Source organism: Pantoea sp. E2023-21, assembly GCF_051302795.1.
Lineage (GTDB): Bacteria > Pseudomonadota > Gammaproteobacteria > Enterobacterales > Enterobacteriaceae > Pantoea > Pantoea ludwigii_A.
Map to the genome: position 1 here is coordinate 310,411 of NZ_CP195345.1, position 17,378 is coordinate 327,788.

A 17,378-nucleotide genomic window follows, 5' to 3' on the forward strand; every position below is an offset into this window, starting at 1 on the left:
GTGTTTGCTATTAATGTGACAGTTGATTCAGTTCTGGCGTCAGAATCCACTCTGCGCTGTCGTTCCACACGTCCATTTTGGTGATGCGCCCTTCTATTACTTCATAGCGGTCGAGGTAGCGATTGCCGGCGAACTCACGTCCATCCGGCCATACGCCGTAGAGGAAACCGGTGCAGTACACCACCACGTGACCAGGGCGTTTCTCCATCCAGTCAAACTCACCCAGCTGTTTTTTTACCCACTGATAGCGGGCGGCGTTGAAGGCAGTTACGCCGTGAACGCTTGGCATCACGCGCTTACCGGTAAAGGTGATGACCACATCCTGCGACATTAGCGCCGCGGCGCTGTCAGGATCCGGCGCCATTGAGGCGGCCAGAAACGCTTTCACAATCTCTACTTCTTCTGGTACTACGGACATATTTGCTCTCCCGTCGATACAATATTTGTGGGTGCAGATAGGCTCAGTGAATGGGCGGCAATCTCACCCGGCGTGGTAATCCATACGTCCTCACACTGCGCAATGATCGTCTTCAGCGTCTGCCGCAAGTGATGCAACCGGAAAGGCTGCCCCACAATGTAGGGATGCAACGCAATGCCCATGACTTGTGGGCGCTGCTCGGCGCGCTGTTTCATTTCCATGAATTGGCTTTCCATCATGCTGCAGAACGTCTCAATCGAGGTGCCATTGGGGATGATGGTAGGAATATCGTTGATCTCCTGCGGATAAGGCACCGACAGCAGATCGCCATGAGAGGTTTGCAGCGCAACCGGACGGTCGTCATGTGCCCAGTTTAGGGTGTAGCTAAAGCCGTTTTGACGCAGTAAATCCGGCGTGTCGTGGCTTTCGGAAATCCACGGCGACAGCCAACCCGCAACCGGGCGCTGCTGATAGGCAGTGAGTCGCTGCTGGCAGCGAGCAATCAATGCGCATTCATCTTCACGGCTTAGCTCACCCTGACGTTGCGAGTTGGTATGACCGTGGCCAATCAGTTCGCTACCGGGCAGGCTCAACCAGCGGTCCAGCAATTGCGGACAATAATCGATGATTGCGGTGTTGGCGATTACCGCCGGCGGAATGCCAAGTTCGGCAAACAAATCGGCCAAATACCAACCGCCCACCCGATTACCGTAGTCGCGCCACGCGTAGTTCAATACGTCGAGACGATTCGCGCCCTGAGACAATTTCGCCCCTTCCGGTAAACCAAAAGCAAAATGCTCCAGATTCATTGCGATATAGAGCGCCAGGCCTTTGCCCTTTGGCCACGCTGGCGATATTTGATGTTCAATTGAGCTGTAGGTATAGCGCTGATGGCTAGCGATATCCCAGATGACCTGCGGCGATGACATAACGGCCTCCTGATGAACACACGTCTTGCGATATAAGGAGCAAAGCAAACGGCATGCCACACTAGCTTTATTGCTAGCAATATTTCTTATTACCAGAGTATTACGGCCTTTTTTCCCGCTATCGCCCCTGCGTTGCCAATGTGGCGGTGAGATGAAAGAGAGTAAAAACGGCTCAAAAAGTCAGCTGATGGTGCACGCTCTGCCCTAAAAGTGCGCAATTGCTCCGTCTTAGTGGGGCTAAGTAATTGTGTGATTACGGTTGCATTTTCACCATTCATTGCTGGTTAACAGCGCAGGGGGAGGCGCAGAATGGAATATATAACCAACAATGAATATATATTCAAACATCAAACCTCTGAGGAGAAAGTCGAATGAGTTCCTACACGTATCCGAAATTCGGTGCCGGCTTGTGGCACTTTGCCAACTATATCGATCGCTACGCCGTAGACGGGTATGGCCCGGCGCTCAGCACCCTGGATCAAATCAAACTTGCGGGCAGCGTTGAAGACCTCTCTTACGTTGATGTGCCCTATCCGTTTACCGAAGGGGTAACTGTCGCGCAGGTAAAACAAGCGCTGGCCGATAACGGATTGAAAGCCATCGGCGTGACACCCGAAATTTATCTGCGCCGTTTCTCACGCGGTGCCTTTACCAATCCCGACGCCGCTATTCGTAAACAGGCGTTTGAATTGATGCACGAAGCCGCCACCGTGGTGCGGGAGTTGGGGGCTAATTACGTTAAAGTCTGGCCAGGTCAGGACGGCTGGGATTATCCGTTCCAGGTCGATCACAAAAACCTGTGGAAGATGGCGGTTGACGGCATGCGCGAATTGGCGAGTGCTAATCCTGACGTCAAATTTGCTATCGAATATAAACCGCGTGAACCGCGCGTAAAAATGACCTGGGATTCAGCTGCGCGCACCTTGCTCGGCATTGAGGACATTGGTTTGGATAACGTTGGTGTGCTACTCGATTTCGGCCATGCGCTGTTTGCGGGCGAATCCCCGGCGGATTCTGCTCAGCTGATCATCGATCGCGGACGTCTGTTTGGCATGGACGTCAACGACAACCTGCGCGGCTGGGATGACGATCTGGTCGTCGGCACCGTACACATGACCGAGATTTTTGAGTTCTTCTATGTGTTGAAGATCAACAACTGGGACGGCGTGTGGCAGCTCGATCAATTCCCGTTCCGTGAAGATCATGTCGAAGCGGCCAATCTATCGATTCGCTTCCTCAAACATATCTATCGCGCGCTGGATAAGCTGGATATCGCCGCGTTGCAGGACGCTCAGCGTGAGCAAAACCCGCTTAAAGCCCAGCGAATTATTCAGAATGCGCTGCTGACCAGCATCGAGCAGGAGAACCTTTAGTCTGGACAACTTTCACGCATCTTAGCGGCGCAATTTATTGCGCAATGAATCGTGTCGCTAAGGACGTTGCGCTGCCTAAAAAGCAACGCTCAGTACGAATTTTGTTGCTTCCATTGCACGTCCAACCCGTTAAGGTGGAAAAAAAATGGAGGTAAACATGCTCATGCCGTCTTCGCCCTGGTGGTGGGATCTCTCAACGCGAGAATTCAGTGAACTGGATATGGCGAATATCGTCGCCATACTGCCGATTGGTGCGGTGGAACAACATGGCCCGCATCTGCCCGTGCGTGTGGATGCGGCTATCAACGCGGGCATTATCCAGCGTGCTGTTGAACTCAAGCCCGACGATTTTCCGCTGCTGGTGATGCCCGCGCTGCCAATTGGCAAATCGGACGAACATCTTGCCTATCCAGGTACCCTTTCGCTGCCTTATGAGGTACTGGGCAAAGTGTGGTTTGAGGTCGCCAAAAGCGCCTGGCGCGCGGGAATTCGTAAACTGATTTTCTGGAACTCGCACGGCGGCCAACCGCAGCTAATGGAGATGGTGTGTCGCCAGCTGCGCATTGAATTGGGGATGTTTGCCGTTAGCGCCAGCTGGTTCCGTACCATTGATGCTTCTGACCTGTATAGCGCACATGAGCTTAATCATGGCATTCACGGTGGGGAATCGGAGACCAGCATGATGTTGCACTTGCATCCTGAATTGGTGCAGATGCAACATGCGGACGATTTCGTATCAGCTTCAGTCGCACTGGAAGCAACCGGCGGCATTTTAACCCCTGAAGGTGGCATTGGTTTTGGCTGGATGGCGCAAGATCTGCATCTTTCCGGCACCACCGGCAATGCCGCCGCCGCCGATGCGGAGCGTGGAGCCATTGCAACCGATCGTGCCGCACATGCGCTTCTGAAACTGGCGCGCGAAGTGCAGAACTTCGATATTCATTTCCTGACCGATCGTACAGCTTACCAAGACGCGCGATAAATCGCGCCGCTACGGATGTGTCATACATTGCGCTGTTACGGACGCGCGATAAATCGCACCGTTACGGATGCGTCATACATTGCGCTGCGACGAAACCCGTGGGTATATTCATTGCCGCACAAACCGTAGCGGCGCAATTTATTGCGCGAACTTTAAGCTTATTGCGCGAACTGTCAGCTAATGGCGCAAACTGTCAGCGTAATTCCGACATCATCCCTTTGATGGTTTCTGCGAACACACTCCCAATCGCGCTGGTACCACGATCGTGGCCGATCAGCATCAGCGTTTGCGTGTGCTGCGCCAGCTCGCGCACTGGAATATAGATCAACCTGCCGCTGCGCTGGTCGGATTCAATATCGATCGGTGTGAGAAACGTCAGCGTTTGATCCATCATCGCCGACTGGCGCATCACCTCGATCGAATTGGTTTCAATCACCGGCTGCAAATTGATCGAGGCGCGCGCAAACACTTCATTCAGGTACGGTCGAATCACCATTGATTTGTCAGCGATCACCACTGGGTACGGCAAACAATCACTCAAACGTAAGCTCGATTTCTCGGCCAGCGGATGCCCCGCGCCCACCACCGCGCCCAACCGCACCGGCACGCTGGCGATGTTGCGATGCACCGGCTGCAAATCAAAATCAAAACCAATGCCCAAATCTGCCTCACCGCTGGCAACAGCATTAGTGATATTTTCGCCGGTAGTGAGCTGTTGCAGCAGCAATTTCACCCGCGGATTGGCGCGGCGAAACTCCAATGCCACGCGAGGAATCAGGTTTGCCGCTAATCCGCTCATCATCGCCACCGTGACTTCACCACGTCGCAGCCCTTTCAACTCTTCGATTTTCATCTGCGCGATTTCAATCTCTTTAAAACTCTGTCGCACATGATGAATCAACGCTTCACCGGCGGCGGTAAGGATCATTTTGCGCGGCAAACGTTGAAAAAGCGGCGTGCCCAGCTCCTCTTCCAGCGCAATCAACTGGCGGTTAATTGCTGAAGCGGAGATGTGCAGACGCTCGGCCGCTTTGCGAATCGAACCGCTGCGCGCCACCTGATCGATATACACAAACAAACGATGTTGCAGCATATTTCCCCTGCGTTGCCTTTTAGGCATCGGTAAGTGCTAAAAATGATGCTTTTAAGATAATGCTCTTCGGGTGATTAATACATCAAAACCACACCAGGAGAACACATGATGGCAGACGTATCCCGCAGAAAGTTTGCGAAGTTAGTGGCTGGCGCGCTGTTGTTACCCGCGCTGGCACCGATGCTGTCGCGCAACGCATTGGCGGCGAATAACAGCATAAAAATCGCCCTGCTGCTGCCCGGCTCGGTTGCCGATGGCGGCTGGAGTTCACTGGCGTATGCCGGATTGCAAAGCCTGCAAAAAGCCGGGTTTACCGTGGCGCACAGCGAAAGCGTCTCGCAGGCGCAGATGGATCAAACCATCCGCGGCTATGCCGATGATGGTTACCAGCTGATCATCGGCCATAGCTTTGAATACGGCTCGGCATTCGCCGAAATCGCGCCGGAATATCCTGATACCTACTTCTTCGCCTCAACCTTTAAGCCCGGCGAAAAATCACCGGACAACGTGGAATACGTCAACCTCGCCTATCTGCAAGGGGCTTACGCGGCCGGTGCGCTGGCTGCGCTGATCTCTGATAAAGGTCAAGCGGTAGGATTTGTTGGCGGCGGCGATAACCCCACACAGCAGGCCATGATGCGCGCCTTTATTCAGGCTGCCGAGAAAACCCGTCCGGGCATTAAAGGCATGGGCGTGGTGACCGGCGATTACGACAATGCCGCCAAAGGTCGTGAAGCCGCCACTACCATGATTGGTAACGGCGCAGATGTGATTTGGCATGCGGCGGACGTTACTGGCCTCGGCGCAATGCAAGGCGCGGCAGCGGCGAAAGTCAAAGCTATCGGCTGCTATGTCGATCAGCGCGATGTCGCGCCAGCTTACGTCGCCTGCAGCTTCCGTCAGAATCTTGACTGGATGGTGGAACAGGTGGGCGAATCGGTGGCGAACAAAACGTTCAAAGGCGGCGACGAATGGCACCCAACCGTTGGCAAAGCCTGGTCGGTGGTCAATGGAAGCGAGCATTACAACGCTAAACTGGTGAGCGCCAGCGCTTGGGCATCCTTCCAGCAGATTTGGCAGCAGCTCGACAGCGGCGCGCTGAAGCCAACGGTTTAACCATCATGACAGCAACGGCAAACATCCGCGTCGCGCTTAACAACATCACCAAACGCTTTGCGCGCGTGGTGGCAAATGATGACGTCTCGCTCAGTATCAAAGCGGGTGAAATCCACGCGCTGCTGGGGGAAAACGGCGCGGGCAAAAGTACGTTGATGCAAATCCTCTATGGTCTGTATCAGGCCGATGAAGGCAGCATTGTGGTGGATGGCAAAGCGCAGCGTTTTCGCGATCCCAGCGATGCCATTGCCTGCGGCATTGGCATGGTGCATCAGGAATTTATGCTGGTGCAGCCGATGAGCGTGGTGGAAAACGTGGTGTTGGGCCTGAAAGAGCGCGCCAGTGGCGTACTCAATCTGCAAGCAGCGGCGGCGCGTTTACAGGCGCTGTCTGACAAACACGGGCTGGCGATCGATCCCTGGGCGAAAGTACAGCATCTGCCGATTGGGGTGCAGCAGCGCGTGGAGATCCTCAAGCTTTTATACCGAGATGCGCAGGTACTGATTCTCGATGAACCGACGGCGGTGCTGACGCCGCAAGAGAAAGCCGGGCTGTTCGCTACGCTCAAATCGCTGTGTGCTGAAGGTCGCTCGGTGGTGATCGTCACTCACAAACTGTATGAAATCATGGCTATTGCCCATCATGTTTCGGTGATGCGCGGCGGAAAAATGGTTGATTCGGTGGATATTAAAGACACGTCGGAGCGCGATCTGGCGCGCCGTATGGTGGGTCGCGATGTGGTACTGCGCGTGGAGAAAACGCCGTGCCAACCCGGTAAAACCGTGTTGCAGGTGGAGAGTATCGCGGTGCGTGATGCCAGTGGACAGCAGAAGATCTGGCGCGTTTCGCTCAACGTCGCCGCGGGCGAAATCCTCGGCATCGCCGGTGTTGAAGGCAACGGTCAGTCGGAGCTGGCGGAAGCGCTACTCAACCTGCGCGAACTGGAAGCGGGTCGCATTCTGCTCAATGGTGAAGACATCAGCGACGATTCCCCCGCTACGCGTCGCAGTAAAGGCATCAGCTTTATCCCGGCGGATCGTCGCGGCGTTGGTTCGGTAACCGATTTATCCATCACCGATAACGCCATGCTCGGTCGCCAACACACCTTTACCCGCGCAGGCGGCTGGTTACTGGATCGTCAGCGCATCAACCAACATGCGCGCGACATCATCGCCCGCTTTGCGGTCCGCACGCCGGATGCCGATTTTGAAGCCGGCAAACTCTCTGGCGGCAACCTGCAAAAGCTGATTCTTGGACGCGAAGTGGTCAGCAATCCCAGCGTGCTGATCGTTGAACAGCCGACGCGCGGGCTGGATGTTGGCGCGATTGAGAGCGTGTGGCAAGGCTTGATGGCGGCGCGCGATCGCGGCTGCGCGATTCTCATGATCTCCGCCGAGCTGGAGGAAATCATCAATCTCTCCGATCGCATCGCGGTGATGTACAGCGGCCAAATCGCCGGTGAAATGGCCGCCGTCGATGCCACACCGGAACGCCTCGGCGAGCTGATGGCCGGCGCGCACCTGAAAAAATCCGGAGGCAACCATGAAGAAGCTGCTTGAGCGTCGTCTGGCGCCGGCGGAATCAACAGGCGCGCTGGTGCTAACCAGTTTTTGCGGCATCCTTGCGGCGTTCATCATTGCCGGTTTGCTGTTTATCCCCTTTGGCGGCAATCCGCTCTCGGCTTATGGTTTCCTGTTTGACGCCGCTTTTGGCTCGCTGCGCAGCTTCGGTCTCAGCCTGGTGCAGTCCACGCCGCTGATGCTGATTGCGCTGGCGACCATCGTGGTGTGGCGCGCCGGGCTCGGTTATATCGGCTTTGAAGGCTGTTTTCTGCTGGGTGCCGCGGCGGCCAGCTGGATCGCCCTTTCCGGTACGCCGCAGGGATTTCCGTGGGCGATTCCTGCGCTGCTCTACTGGCCGTTGGTGCTGATCGCCGCCTTCCTCGCGGGTGCAATTTGGGCCGGTTGGGTTGGCGCCTTACGGGTGAAGTTTGGTGGCAACGATGTGCTAATTTCGCTGATGGCCAACTATGTTGCGCTGTTCATCGTGCAATATTTGGTTTCCGGCCCGATGCGCGCGCCGGGCGATTTGCCGCAGACGCCACGTTTGCCGGTGGAGAGTTGGCTGCCGTTTGTGATGAACGGTATGCGCGCACATTGGGGCATCGCCATTGCGCTGGTTGCCACCGTGTTCGTCTTCTGGCTGATGCGTGCTACGCCCGCCGGTTTCGAAATCAAAATCGCGGGACTTAATCCGCGCGCGGCGCGCTACAGCGGCGTTGATGTCAATCGCCGTCAAATGGGCGCGGTGCTGCTCGGCGGCGGATTAGCCGCGCTGGCAGGATTGTGCGCCGTATTAGGCGTGCAACATCGCCTAATGGAAGGCATCTCCGGTGGCGTCGGCTTTATCGGCGTCGTGGTGGCCTTGCTGGCGCGCCTCAATCCGCTGTTGGTGATCCCTACGGCCATTCTCTACGGTGGACTGGAAGTGGGCGGCAGCGCCATGCAGCGCCAAACCGGTTTGCCCACGTCGGTGGTGCTGATACTACAAAGTCTGGTGGTGTTACTGATTCTGGCAGGCGATCTGCTGCGCTATTACCGCATTAATCTGCCCGGCGGTCGTCAATCGCACAGCCATTTGGCGGAGGAACAATCATGAATCTGTTGATGAATCTCGATACCGCCTTTTTCGTCAGCTGGCTGGCCGCGGCGGTACGACTTGCCGGTCCGGTATTGCTGGCGGCGCTGGGCGAAATCTATGCCGAACGCTCTGGCGTACTGAATATCGGCATTGAAGGCACCATTCTGCTCGGTGCGCTTTCCAGCTACATGATGGCGGTCGAGAGCGGATCAACTGCGCTGGGCTTTATCGCCGGTGGCGTCGGCGGATTGCTGGTTGGCTGCATGCTGGCCGCGCTCTATCTGCGCGCCCATGCCAGCCAGATTGTGGTGGGCATCGTTTTCAATATTCTGGCGGCAGGATTAGCCACCTGGATTTACGCGCTGGTGATGGGCAATGAATCTTCTCCCACCATTCCGATGCTGGAACCCTGGCATGTGCCGCTGCTCTCTTCGCTACCGTTTATTGGCCCGATCCTGTTCCAGCAGCCGCTGCCGCTTTATCTCACCTTGCTACTGGCCGTGCTGGCACATTTCGGCCTGTTTCACACTCGCTTTGGCTTGTCGTTGCGTGCGGTGGGCGAAAATCCCCGCGCCGCACATGCCGCCGGACTCAACGTGTTAAAGATCCGTACGTGGGGCGTACTGTTCTCCTGCGTGGGCGCCGGCTTGGCCGGTAGCTATCTGGTCACTGCGCAGATCGGCCTGTTTCGCGACAACATCGTCAGCGGACAGGGTTTTATCGCGCTGGCGATTGTCATCTTTGGTCGCTGGAGCCCGCTAAAAGCGCTGGTCGCCGCGTTTATCTTTGGCGCCGCAGATGCCCTGCAACTCTCGCTGCAGCTGTTTGAAAACACGCTGCCGCCGCAGGTGCTGCTGGCGCTGCCTTATCTGCTCACCATTCTGGCGATGTCCGGCGTGGTGGGTCGCACCTTGCAACCCGGCGCGTTAACGCAGCCTTATCGAAAGGAATAACTTGTGAAATCGTTTCGTTTCAACAATCTGGCGGATGTTAAGGCGTTCCGTATCAGCCCGGATAGCAGCAACTACTTCGCCATTCTGTTCGACAAGCCGTTAGACGGCATTGAAAACATCTTTGTGGTGGAGATCTTTAACGTCGGCGGCGCTACGCCACCCAATGAACACGCTACCGCACACGAATTCTTCTATGTGCTGCACGGCGAAGGCGTGGCGCGCTGTAACGATGATGAGCTCGACATCAGGAAAGGCGACTCCCTGCTACTGCATCCGGGCAACGACCACGCCATTCGTAATACCGGCAGCAGCAAGCTGTATACGTTGACGGTGATGACGCCAAATGAGGGGTTTTCTGAACTGATTCGCAGCGGTGACCCTGTCACGTTAGATGCGGAAGATTTGCGCGTATTAACGGGAGCCTGATATGCCGGAAAACGTCTTAGGCAGCAGCCGACACAATCAGTGGCGCGTCTCACCGCATGTTGTCGATACGCGGCGCCCGACGCAGGCGGCGCGCACCGTGCAGCTCACAACTCGCGACCGCGCCGTGATTTTTGATCTGCAGCGTAGCGCAATTATCGTGGTGGATATGCAGAACGACTTCTGCCATCCCGAAGGTTGGCTGGGGCATATCGGCGTCGATGTCACGCCAGCGCGCGCGCCGATTGCGCCGCTGCAAGCACTGTTGCCGACGTTGCGCGCCGCTGAGGTGCCGGTGATTTGGCTCAACTGGGGCAATCGCGCCGACAAACTCAATCTCAGTCCTGCGTTGCTTCATGTCTATAACCCGAACGGCGATGGCGTGGGATTAGGCGATCCGCTGCCGGGTTCCGGTGCGCCTGTTTTACAGGCGGGCAGCTGGGCGGCGGAGGTGGTGGACGAACTGACGCCTGCGGCCGAGGATATTCGCGTCAACAAATACCGCATGTCCGGTTTTCAGGACAGCGAGCTCGACAGCATTCTGCGTAATCTCAATGTCACCACCCTGCTGTTTGCTGGCGTCAATGTCGATCAATGCGTGCTTTGCACCTTACAAGACGCCAACTTCCGCGGTTACGACTGTTTGCTGCTGGAAGATTGCAGCGCAACCACCTCGCCTGATTATTGCCGCGATGCCACGCTGTATAACGTGCAGCAATGTTTTGGTTTTGTGGTCAATGCCGCCGAGTTACAACAGCAACTGGAGCGCGAATCATGAGTTATCTGCTGGCCGACGGCTGGATTATCACCATGAATCCACAGCGCGAGATTCTGGAACAGGCCAGTTTGCTAATTGACGGCAATCACATTGGTGCCATCGGCACGCGCGATGCCTTGCAGCAACGTTATCCGGAAGCGGAAATCATCGACTGTCGCGAACGCATTATTATGCCGGGCATGGTGAATACGCACACGCATCTGTTCCAGACGCTGCTTAAAGGTCTTGGCGATGACATGGTGCTGAAAAAATGGTTTACCTGCATGACCGGACCCAGCGCGGTGGCACTAACCGAAGAGGATGTTTATGCCGCCGCATTGCACGGTTGCATGGAGTCGCTGCGTTCTGGCGTCACCTCACTAGTCGATTTCATGTACGCGCATCCGCGTCCGGGATTGACTGCCAAAGTGATCGAGGCCTTTGAAATCAGTGGCATTCGCGGTCATGTGTGTCGTGGTTTCCTTACCAGCGGCGCAGAGCATGGCATTCCCACTGAACTCATTGAAACGCCTGAACAGGCGCTGGCCGATGCGCGCGAGGTGATCAATCGTTATCACAAGTTAGAGGGTCGAGTGAGAGTCGGCCTGGCACCTAGCATGATTTGGGCGCTGGATGAGAAAGTCCTGCGCGGCACACGCCAGTTGGCGAATGAAACCGGCGTGCTGATCACCACGCACGTGGCAGAAACCGATTTTGAGATCGAGCAGGCCAGGCTGCGTTTCCAGGCAAGTGATACCGAATTCCTCAGCGATATCGGCTTCCTCGGCCCAGATGTGCTGGCGGTACATTGCGTACAGTGCAACTCGCGCGATATCCGTGCGCTGAAGCATCACGATACGCGCGTGTCGCACAACCCCTGCAGTAATCTCTATCTCGCTTCCGGCGTACCGCCGATTCCCGAGATGCTGACAGCCGGTTTAACCGTCGGTTTAGGTTCAGATGGCCCCGCCAGCAGTAACAATCACAATCTTTTTCAGGCCATGAAAGTTGCGGCGCTACTGCAAAAAGGCGTGCATCGCGATCCCACCATTATGACGGCGGAAAAGGTGCTGGAGATGGCGACTATTGATGGCGCCCGCGCAATTGGTCTCGATCATCTGGTGGGTTCATTGGAGGTAGGTAAACGCGCCGATGTGGTAATCGTTGATACTTCGCATCCGGCAATGACGCCGATCCATCATCCGGTTTCATCGCTGGTCTACTCTGCGCTCGGCCATGAAGTGAGTGATGTGTTTGTCGATGGTGCCTATCTGTTGCGTGACGGCGAGTTTACCCAGCTCAATCAAAAAGAGGTGATGGCACGTTCGCAGCGTGCAGCATACTCGCTGGCGGTGCGCACCGGCAATGATAACGCGCGCGGCTGGCGATCGGCGGCACATTCCGCTTAACTTACTTTTTGCTACAACATTCAAACTCATAGACCACTGCAAAATGCGCTTTTAGCCCTAAGCTTTAAGGCATCCAGCCACTGTTGATGAGGTTTCAATGAGTTTACTGTTTAATGCTACGCAACTGGGTAAGTTAACCCTCGACAATCGCATCGTGATTGCGCCGATGTGCCAATACTCCGCGCAGGAGGGTAAAGCCAGCGCCTGGCACCGCATTCATCTCGGCCAACTCGCGCTCTCCGGTGCGGGTTTACTGATCATTGAGGCAACGGCAGTCGAAGCCGCCGGGCGTATTTCTCCCGGCGATTTAGGCTTATGGGACGATGCAACAGAAGCGGCGCTGGCCAGCGTGCTGGAAGATATCCGCCCTTACTCTGACATGCCGTTTGGCATTCAACTCGGCCACGCCGGGCGTAAAGCGTCCTGCGCGGCACCCTGGTTAGGCGGCAAGCAACTGTCATTGGAGCAAGGCGGCTGGCAAACCGTCGCCCCTTCCGCGCAAGCCTTTAATCCTGAAGATCGTGCGCCCGTGGCACTCACTAAACAGGACCTTGAGCGCCTGAAAAATGCCTTCGTTGATAGCGCACAGCGTGCCGCAAAACTCGGTATTCAATTGATCGAACTGCATGCTGCTCACGGCTATTTGCTGCATCAGTTCCTGTCTCCATTGAGTAACCAGCGTGAGGATGAATATGGCGGTTCGCTGGAAAATCGCCTGCGTTTTCCTCTGGAAGTGTTCCAGGCAGTGCGTAGTGCCTTACCGGATTCGGTGGCCGTTGGCGTGCGTCTCTCGGCAACAGATTGGGTAGAGGGTGGCTGGGATGTTGAGCAGTCAATTATCTTTAGCCAGCAACTCGAAGCGGCGGGCAGCGATTACGTTCACGTTTCCAGCGGGGGGCTCTCACCGCAGCAGACAATTTCTGTCGGCCCCGGCTATCAACTGCCGTTTGCGCGTGATATTCGGGCGCAGGTAAAGATTCCGGTGATTGGCGTTGGATTGATCACTGAACCGCAGCAAGCTGAGCAAGCGCTACAGGTTGGCGATGCGGATTTGATTGCACTGGCGCGCGCTGTGCTTTACAACCCACGCTGGCCGTGGCATGCGGCCGCCGAATTGGGCGCGCAAGCCAAAGCGCCATCGCAGTATCTGCGCTCGGAACCCCATGGGTTGAAAGGCACATTAATTGCCAATAAAGCCTAAAAAAAACGACGCGATAATTGCGTAAGAGCCGAGGGATTTTCGTTCGCTATCGGCTGGGGCAGTTTCAGCTATGCCGTGCGGCGACCGAGCAGAGGGCGTCAGGCCGCGCCCTCTGCACTCCGCGGCCCTGCGCCAGCCCAGCCCGCCGCTACGCGGTACCTTCACTCGCTCACGATTCCTGACGGACCGGCGGCGATTCGCTCCTGCTCAGCGCCGCCTCTCGCCGCATCCCTGCGGCTCGCCCTGGAATCCTTCACTCGTTCAGCGGGCTGGGATGTCGCCTCAACACCCACGCTGCAGCATCAATGCGTATTTTTTAATCACTATTGCTGTAACGCCTGTAGGGGCGCCATTCATGGCGACCAGGTAACCCCCGCAGAGCCAATGCGCTCCTTAACTGACGAGCATTACGCGATAATCGCGCCGTTTTCAATATTACTTTTTCAACGCGTCTTCATGGTCTGCAACATATGATTGGCCAGACGCAAGCTCAACGCGGCTCCGGTTAACGTCGGGTTCATACAGGACGCCGACGGCATCACGCTGGTACCCGCAATCCACATATTGGGATGATCGTGCGTGCGGCAGTGACGATCCACCACCGAGGTGTGCGGATCATCGCCCATAATGGTCGTTCCCATGATGTGTTGGCGATCCTGGAACTTAGTATCGATCGACAATATCTCCGCATTCAGCAGCTCAGCAAACCTGTGAAAATCTTTGATGCCTGCCTCTTTACCGGCGTGCCAGTAATCCGTCACGCTGTAGTAGATTTCCGGCAACGGAATGCCAATCGCATCCTTTTTGGTCTTACTTGGCGTAACGCGGTTTTCCGCCAGCGGTAAGGTTTCAAAATCAATCGCAAAGTTCAGCGAGCGAGCTGATTGGCGGCGAATCTCAGCATCCAGTTTGGAGCCCAGCACCCCTTTTTCAATCAGTGACGCGGCGTAATCGGCGGTTGGCACCGTGTTACGCACTTTGATCTTGTAGCTGGGGAAATCCTTGCGGAATGCGCCATCACGATTGTTGAGATACACCAGCAATTCGGTCGGTCCCTGACCAGGCCACACATCTTCCGACATCATCACGTTCATACTGATGCCGGTATGGCCCATCAAATTACGTCCAACCTGATCGGAAGAGTTAGCAATACCGTTGGGATATTTCTCCGATGTCGACATCAGCAGCAGCTTGGGCGATTCAATGCCGTAGGCCGCCAGCACAAAATAGTTAGCGGTTAAATGGTGCTCGGAACCATCGGGTTTTTTATACCAAATGCCGGTGATTTGACCGTCGTCAGCCGCCTCAATACGATAAACCACCGCGTTATCCAGCAGCTTCGCACCCAGCCGTTCTGCCTCATCAATATGCATCGAGCCATCATATTTGGCGGCGATAGGGCAAACGGGGTTGCAGTTATTATTGCCACCACACATCGGGCGTTTGCCCCATGGCTTAGTAGCCCGACCGTTCGGTTCCAGCACCGGGTTATAACCGCCTTTACCCAGCATCTCGGTTAGACGATCAAACAAATAGCTGGTTGGCAGCCCCGGCATTGGGAATGGCGTAGAACGTGGCGGCCAGGCTTTGCCGCCCTGACCACTTTCATCTTGCCCATCGACGCCTGAAACGCCCAACTCATGTTCAGCTTTGCCATACCACGACTCCAGCTCGTCGTAGCCAAATGGCCAATCGCGGCCCCGTCCATATAGCGTGTTGAGTTTGAAATCGTTGGGGATCATCCGCCACAACGCGGATCCAAAGTGCCAGGTTGTACCACCGACCACGCGCAGGTATTTAGTGGGATATTTGACCGGCCCCACCTGCTGCAAATAGTCACCGTAGGTGGAGGGAATATGGGGCGGATTGGGATAAGGTGAGCCAACGCCCTGCAATTTGATGTTAGTTAACGACATCTTGAACGGGGAATTACGGAAACGTTCGACGATGTCCTGACGTGATACGCGCGGACCTGCTTCAAGGATAATCACCGATTTACCGGCTTTCGCCATTTGGCAGGCAATTAAACCGCCCATCACGCCTGAGCCAATGATAATCACATCGGCATCGACTTTTTGTGCACTCATGCGCCTTCTCCTGTGGTTGCCACTTTGCCATCTTGCGTCACTGCCCAATAGAACGGCCCGCCGCCATAGGTCGGCACCACCAGAATATCGCGGGTCGGCAGGTACATCATCGCATCGGCATAAGCGATCAACTCCAGATCGCTGCCGTCACCCACAACGCCGGTGTACCACGCCGAAATGATGCGTTTTGCCGTCTGCCAGTCAGCGTTATCCGCACCGAAGGCGGCAAGAAAATCGTCGACATGGGCAAACTTATGCTGCTGCAATAGTGTTTGCAGGCTAGTGAGTTTTTGCGCGAATTGCGCATCATGGCGAATCAACGCCTCGAAATAGCGCTGGCCCAGAATTGGGCCAACCGGACGACTGACGAGGAACTGTGAAACGCTCAGAAAACCCTTGTCAGCCATCTGTTCTGCGGCATAAGCCCGCGCAGGGAAAATCGAATTACACAGTGCGCCGAGTGACAGAACACCCATACCTTGCAGCAAACGGCGTCGGGAAAAGTTATGCGCCATGGTTTTTCCCCCTGCGCGAAATTGAAATCAGCAGTACCAGTAAAATAATGACAATGACTGCGCCACCGCCCCAGACAGCAGGCTGCGCCAGACGCGCAATCAACGGACGTTCGCCGCCCTCACGCACGGTTTTCACCTGTTCAGCCGTCACATCCAGCTGAGCATTACCAAAATTTTTCAGGACATAGTTACTGACGTCGGCAATTTGCTGATCGGTCAGTCGATCGGTAAATAACCCATCCGGTCCGAAACCGGGCATGACGACGTCTTTGCCATCAACCTGGCGATGTACGCCATAGACAATGGTCGCGATGAGGTTATCAGCCTGCGGCGCACCGGTGGCGGTGTTGTGGAACAACGACGGATAGAATTGATTGCCGGCACCATCCGCCTGATGGCAGTTAGCGCAAGAGCTGGCGTAAACCTGCCAGCCCGCATCAGGATTGTTCATCGCTCGCAGTGCCGCTTCATCTGTTGCGGGCTTGCCGAGACGATCGCGTGGTGCATGCGTGGCCTGACCCACGGCGGGAATTTGCCGCAGATACGCGACTATCGCCTGAATATCCTCATCGGACAGATGCTGTAAGCTGTGCTCGACGGCTTCTGCCATCGGGCCGGCGGCCTGCGCTTTGTCTGCCACATGGCCGGTTTTGAGGTATTGCGCGATCTGTGCATCGCTCCAGTTACCGATGCCGGCCTGCTGATGCGGTGTGATATTCGGCGCGTACCAACTGCCCAGGCTACCACCGCTAAGCGCCAGATCGTTGTTTTGTCCCATCAGCGCATTGCGCGGCGTATGGCAGGTATCACAGTGCGCCAGCGCATTGACCAGGTAATCACCGCGATTCACAACATCCGATTTATCTTTGGCTGGAATAAACGGTTTATTATCAGCAAAGAGCATATTCCAGAAGAACATGCTTGAACGAATATTAAATGGGAACGGTAAATCCGTTTGTTGCGGGACATTATCGTCTGCTTTTACACCGTACATAAAATAGGCATACAACGCGTGAATATCTTGGTCAGATATCTTTGCATATGAGGTGTAAGGCATAGCGGGATAAAGATGTTGCCCCTGCTTATTTATTCCCTGTCGAACCGCCTTTGCAAAATCTTGTTCGGTATAATCACCGATTCCAGCCGTTTTTGATGGCGTAATGTTACTGGCAACAATATTTCCTAACGGCGAGGAAATAATATAGCCACCTGACATTTCCTTCCCCTGGTTCGGTGCGGTATGGCAGGCTCCGCAGTCCGCAGCAATAGCCAGATACTTGCCTTTCGCAATAAGAGCTGCAGACTCAGCCGCATCTTCAGCATGAACTGAAAATGTTGCAGACATCAGAATGCTCAACGCGAAAGGCAGACAACACTGTCTCACCTTTCTTGCTTTCATTGTAATTGCTTCCGGTAAATAATTATTAGTATGGTAAAAACAATAATGCACTTCTGTGGCAACCCACAGAAGTGCACATTATC

16 protein-coding genes are annotated in these 17,378 nt (G+C 55.4%); 10 read left to right on the plus strand and 6 right to left on the minus strand.

Features of this window, described 5'->3' with window-relative positions; translation table 11 throughout:
• Positions 1-10 precede the first annotated feature (10 nt).
• Together ACRQ84_RS20465 and ACRQ84_RS20470 are read right to left on the minus strand one after the other, a co-directional pair.
• Positions 11-418, minus strand: a complete 408-nt coding sequence (locus ACRQ84_RS20465) for a nuclear transport factor 2 family protein (RefSeq protein ID WP_483818425.1) — start codon at positions 416-418, stop codon at positions 11-13.
• Positions 409-1,347, minus strand: a complete 939-nt coding sequence (locus ACRQ84_RS20470; RefSeq protein WP_483818426.1) for a polysaccharide deacetylase family protein — start codon at positions 1,345-1,347, stop codon at positions 409-411. The genes ACRQ84_RS20465 and ACRQ84_RS20470 overlap by 10 nt, the downstream gene beginning before the upstream one ends.
• 371 nt (positions 1,348-1,718) lie before the next feature.
• On the opposite strand from ACRQ84_RS20470, the gene ACRQ84_RS20475 reads away from it, so the two are divergent.
• Both ACRQ84_RS20475 and ACRQ84_RS20480 read left to right on the plus strand, forming a co-directional pair.
• Complete coding sequence (locus tag ACRQ84_RS20475) at positions 1,719-2,720, plus strand: sugar phosphate isomerase/epimerase family protein (protein ID WP_064740036.1); 1,002 nt, start codon at positions 1,719-1,721, stop codon at positions 2,718-2,720.
• A 157-nt stretch (positions 2,721-2,877) separates the two neighbouring features.
• A complete protein-coding gene (locus ACRQ84_RS20480; protein WP_064740308.1) occupies positions 2,878-3,702 on the plus strand; it encodes a creatininase family protein in 825 nt (274 codons plus the stop codon).
• 193 nt (positions 3,703-3,895) lie between these two features.
• Here ACRQ84_RS20480 and ACRQ84_RS20485 read toward each other — a convergent pair whose 3' ends face one another.
• Positions 3,896-4,795 carry a LysR family transcriptional regulator gene (locus ACRQ84_RS20485; RefSeq protein WP_064740037.1) on the minus strand — a complete coding sequence of 300 codons (900 nt, stop codon included), beginning with the start codon at positions 4,793-4,795 and terminating at the stop codon, positions 3,896-3,898.
• Positions 4,796-4,900: 105 nt separating this feature from the next.
• Between ACRQ84_RS20485 and ACRQ84_RS20490 the strand changes: the two genes are divergently transcribed.
• The 8 genes from ACRQ84_RS20490 (at position 4,901) to ACRQ84_RS20525 (ending at position 13,294) form a co-directional block, all read left to right on the plus strand.
• Complete coding sequence (locus ACRQ84_RS20490; RefSeq protein ID WP_483818427.1) at positions 4,901-5,911, plus strand: BMP family protein; 1,011 nt, start codon at positions 4,901-4,903, stop codon at positions 5,909-5,911.
• A 5-nt stretch (positions 5,912-5,916) separates the two neighbouring features.
• Complete coding sequence (locus tag ACRQ84_RS20495) at positions 5,917-7,470, plus strand: ABC transporter ATP-binding protein (RefSeq protein WP_483818428.1); 1,554 nt, start codon at positions 5,917-5,919, stop codon at positions 7,468-7,470.
• Positions 7,454-8,569, plus strand: a complete 1,116-nt coding sequence (locus ACRQ84_RS20500) for an ABC transporter permease (RefSeq protein WP_483818429.1) — start codon at positions 7,454-7,456, stop codon at positions 8,567-8,569. Before ACRQ84_RS20495 ends, ACRQ84_RS20500 begins: the two co-directional genes overlap by 17 nt.
• Positions 8,566-9,504 (plus strand): ABC transporter permease, encoded by a 939-nt coding sequence (locus tag ACRQ84_RS20505; protein WP_483818430.1) that lies wholly within the window; start codon positions 8,566-8,568, stop codon positions 9,502-9,504. Before ACRQ84_RS20500 ends, ACRQ84_RS20505 begins: the two co-directional genes overlap by 4 nt.
• Positions 9,505-9,507: 3 nt before the next feature.
• Entirely contained in the window at positions 9,508-9,930 is a 423-nt protein-coding gene (locus ACRQ84_RS20510) for a cupin domain-containing protein (RefSeq protein ID WP_064740041.1), read from the plus strand.
• Position 9,931: 1 nt separating this feature from the next.
• Positions 9,932-10,705, plus strand: coding sequence for a cysteine hydrolase family protein (locus ACRQ84_RS20515; protein ID WP_064740042.1), 774 nt, complete (start codon positions 9,932-9,934; stop codon positions 10,703-10,705).
• A complete protein-coding gene (locus ACRQ84_RS20520; RefSeq protein WP_483818431.1) occupies positions 10,702-12,093 on the plus strand; it encodes an amidohydrolase family protein in 1,392 nt (463 codons plus the stop codon). The genes ACRQ84_RS20515 and ACRQ84_RS20520 overlap by 4 nt, the downstream gene beginning before the upstream one ends.
• 97 nt (positions 12,094-12,190) lie before the next feature.
• Positions 12,191-13,294 carry an NADH:flavin oxidoreductase/NADH oxidase gene (locus ACRQ84_RS20525; RefSeq protein WP_483818432.1) on the plus strand — a complete coding sequence of 368 codons (1,104 nt, stop codon included), beginning with the start codon at positions 12,191-12,193 and terminating at the stop codon, positions 13,292-13,294.
• 443 nt (positions 13,295-13,737) lie between these two features.
• Here the strand turns inward: ACRQ84_RS20525 and ACRQ84_RS20530 are convergent, their stop codons facing one another.
• The 3 genes from ACRQ84_RS20530 to ACRQ84_RS20540 are packed head-to-tail and all read right to left on the minus strand — an operon-like array spanning position 13,738 to position 17,295.
• Positions 13,738-15,381 (minus strand): GMC family oxidoreductase, encoded by a 1,644-nt coding sequence (locus ACRQ84_RS20530; protein WP_483818433.1) that lies wholly within the window; start codon positions 15,379-15,381, stop codon positions 13,738-13,740.
• Positions 15,378-15,896 carry a sugar dehydrogenase complex small subunit gene (locus ACRQ84_RS20535; protein ID WP_064740046.1) on the minus strand — a complete coding sequence of 173 codons (519 nt, stop codon included), beginning with the start codon at positions 15,894-15,896 and terminating at the stop codon, positions 15,378-15,380. The genes ACRQ84_RS20530 and ACRQ84_RS20535 overlap by 4 nt, the downstream gene beginning before the upstream one ends.
• Positions 15,886-17,295: a c-type cytochrome gene (locus ACRQ84_RS20540; protein ID WP_483818434.1), complete on the minus strand. Its 1,410-nt coding sequence runs from the start codon at positions 17,293-17,295 to the stop codon at positions 15,886-15,888. Before ACRQ84_RS20540 ends, ACRQ84_RS20535 begins: the two co-directional genes overlap by 11 nt.
• Positions 17,296-17,378 lie beyond the last annotated feature (83 nt).

Excerpts from the sequence above, each read along its gene's own strand:
- ACRQ84_RS20485 (WP_064740037.1), bottom strand. The coding sequence starts at position 4,795 with ATGCTGCAACATCGTTTGTTTGTGTATATCGATCAGGTGGCGCGCAGC.
- ACRQ84_RS20500 (WP_483818429.1), top strand. The coding sequence starts at position 7,454 with ATGAAGAAGCTGCTTGAGCGTCGTCTGGCGCCGGCGGAATCAACAGGC.
- ACRQ84_RS20515 (WP_064740042.1), top strand. The coding sequence starts at position 9,932 with ATGCCGGAAAACGTCTTAGGCAGCAGCCGACACAATCAGTGGCGCGTC.
- ACRQ84_RS20490 (WP_483818427.1), top strand. The coding sequence starts at position 4,901 with ATGATGGCAGACGTATCCCGCAGAAAGTTTGCGAAGTTAGTGGCTGGC.
- ACRQ84_RS20525 (WP_483818432.1), top strand. The coding sequence starts at position 12,191 with ATGAGTTTACTGTTTAATGCTACGCAACTGGGTAAGTTAACCCTCGAC.
- ACRQ84_RS20470 (WP_483818426.1), bottom strand. The coding sequence starts at position 1,347 with ATGTCATCGCCGCAGGTCATCTGGGATATCGCTAGCCATCAGCGCTAT.
- ACRQ84_RS20495 (WP_483818428.1), top strand. The coding sequence starts at position 5,917 with ATGACAGCAACGGCAAACATCCGCGTCGCGCTTAACAACATCACCAAA.
- ACRQ84_RS20530 (WP_483818433.1), bottom strand. The coding sequence starts at position 15,381 with ATGAGTGCACAAAAAGTCGATGCCGATGTGATTATCATTGGCTCAGGC.
- ACRQ84_RS20505 (WP_483818430.1), top strand. The coding sequence starts at position 8,566 with ATGAATCTGTTGATGAATCTCGATACCGCCTTTTTCGTCAGCTGGCTG.
- ACRQ84_RS20475 (WP_064740036.1), top strand. The coding sequence starts at position 1,719 with ATGAGTTCCTACACGTATCCGAAATTCGGTGCCGGCTTGTGGCACTTT.
- ACRQ84_RS20480 (WP_064740308.1), top strand. The coding sequence starts at position 2,878 with ATGCTCATGCCGTCTTCGCCCTGGTGGTGGGATCTCTCAACGCGAGAA.
- ACRQ84_RS20520 (WP_483818431.1), top strand. The coding sequence starts at position 10,702 with ATGAGTTATCTGCTGGCCGACGGCTGGATTATCACCATGAATCCACAG.
- ACRQ84_RS20535 (WP_064740046.1), bottom strand. The coding sequence starts at position 15,896 with ATGGCGCATAACTTTTCCCGACGCCGTTTGCTGCAAGGTATGGGTGTT.
- ACRQ84_RS20465 (WP_483818425.1), bottom strand. The coding sequence starts at position 418 with ATGTCCGTAGTACCAGAAGAAGTAGAGATTGTGAAAGCGTTTCTGGCC.
- ACRQ84_RS20540 (WP_483818434.1), bottom strand. The coding sequence starts at position 17,295 with ATGAAAGCAAGAAAGGTGAGACAGTGTTGTCTGCCTTTCGCGTTGAGC.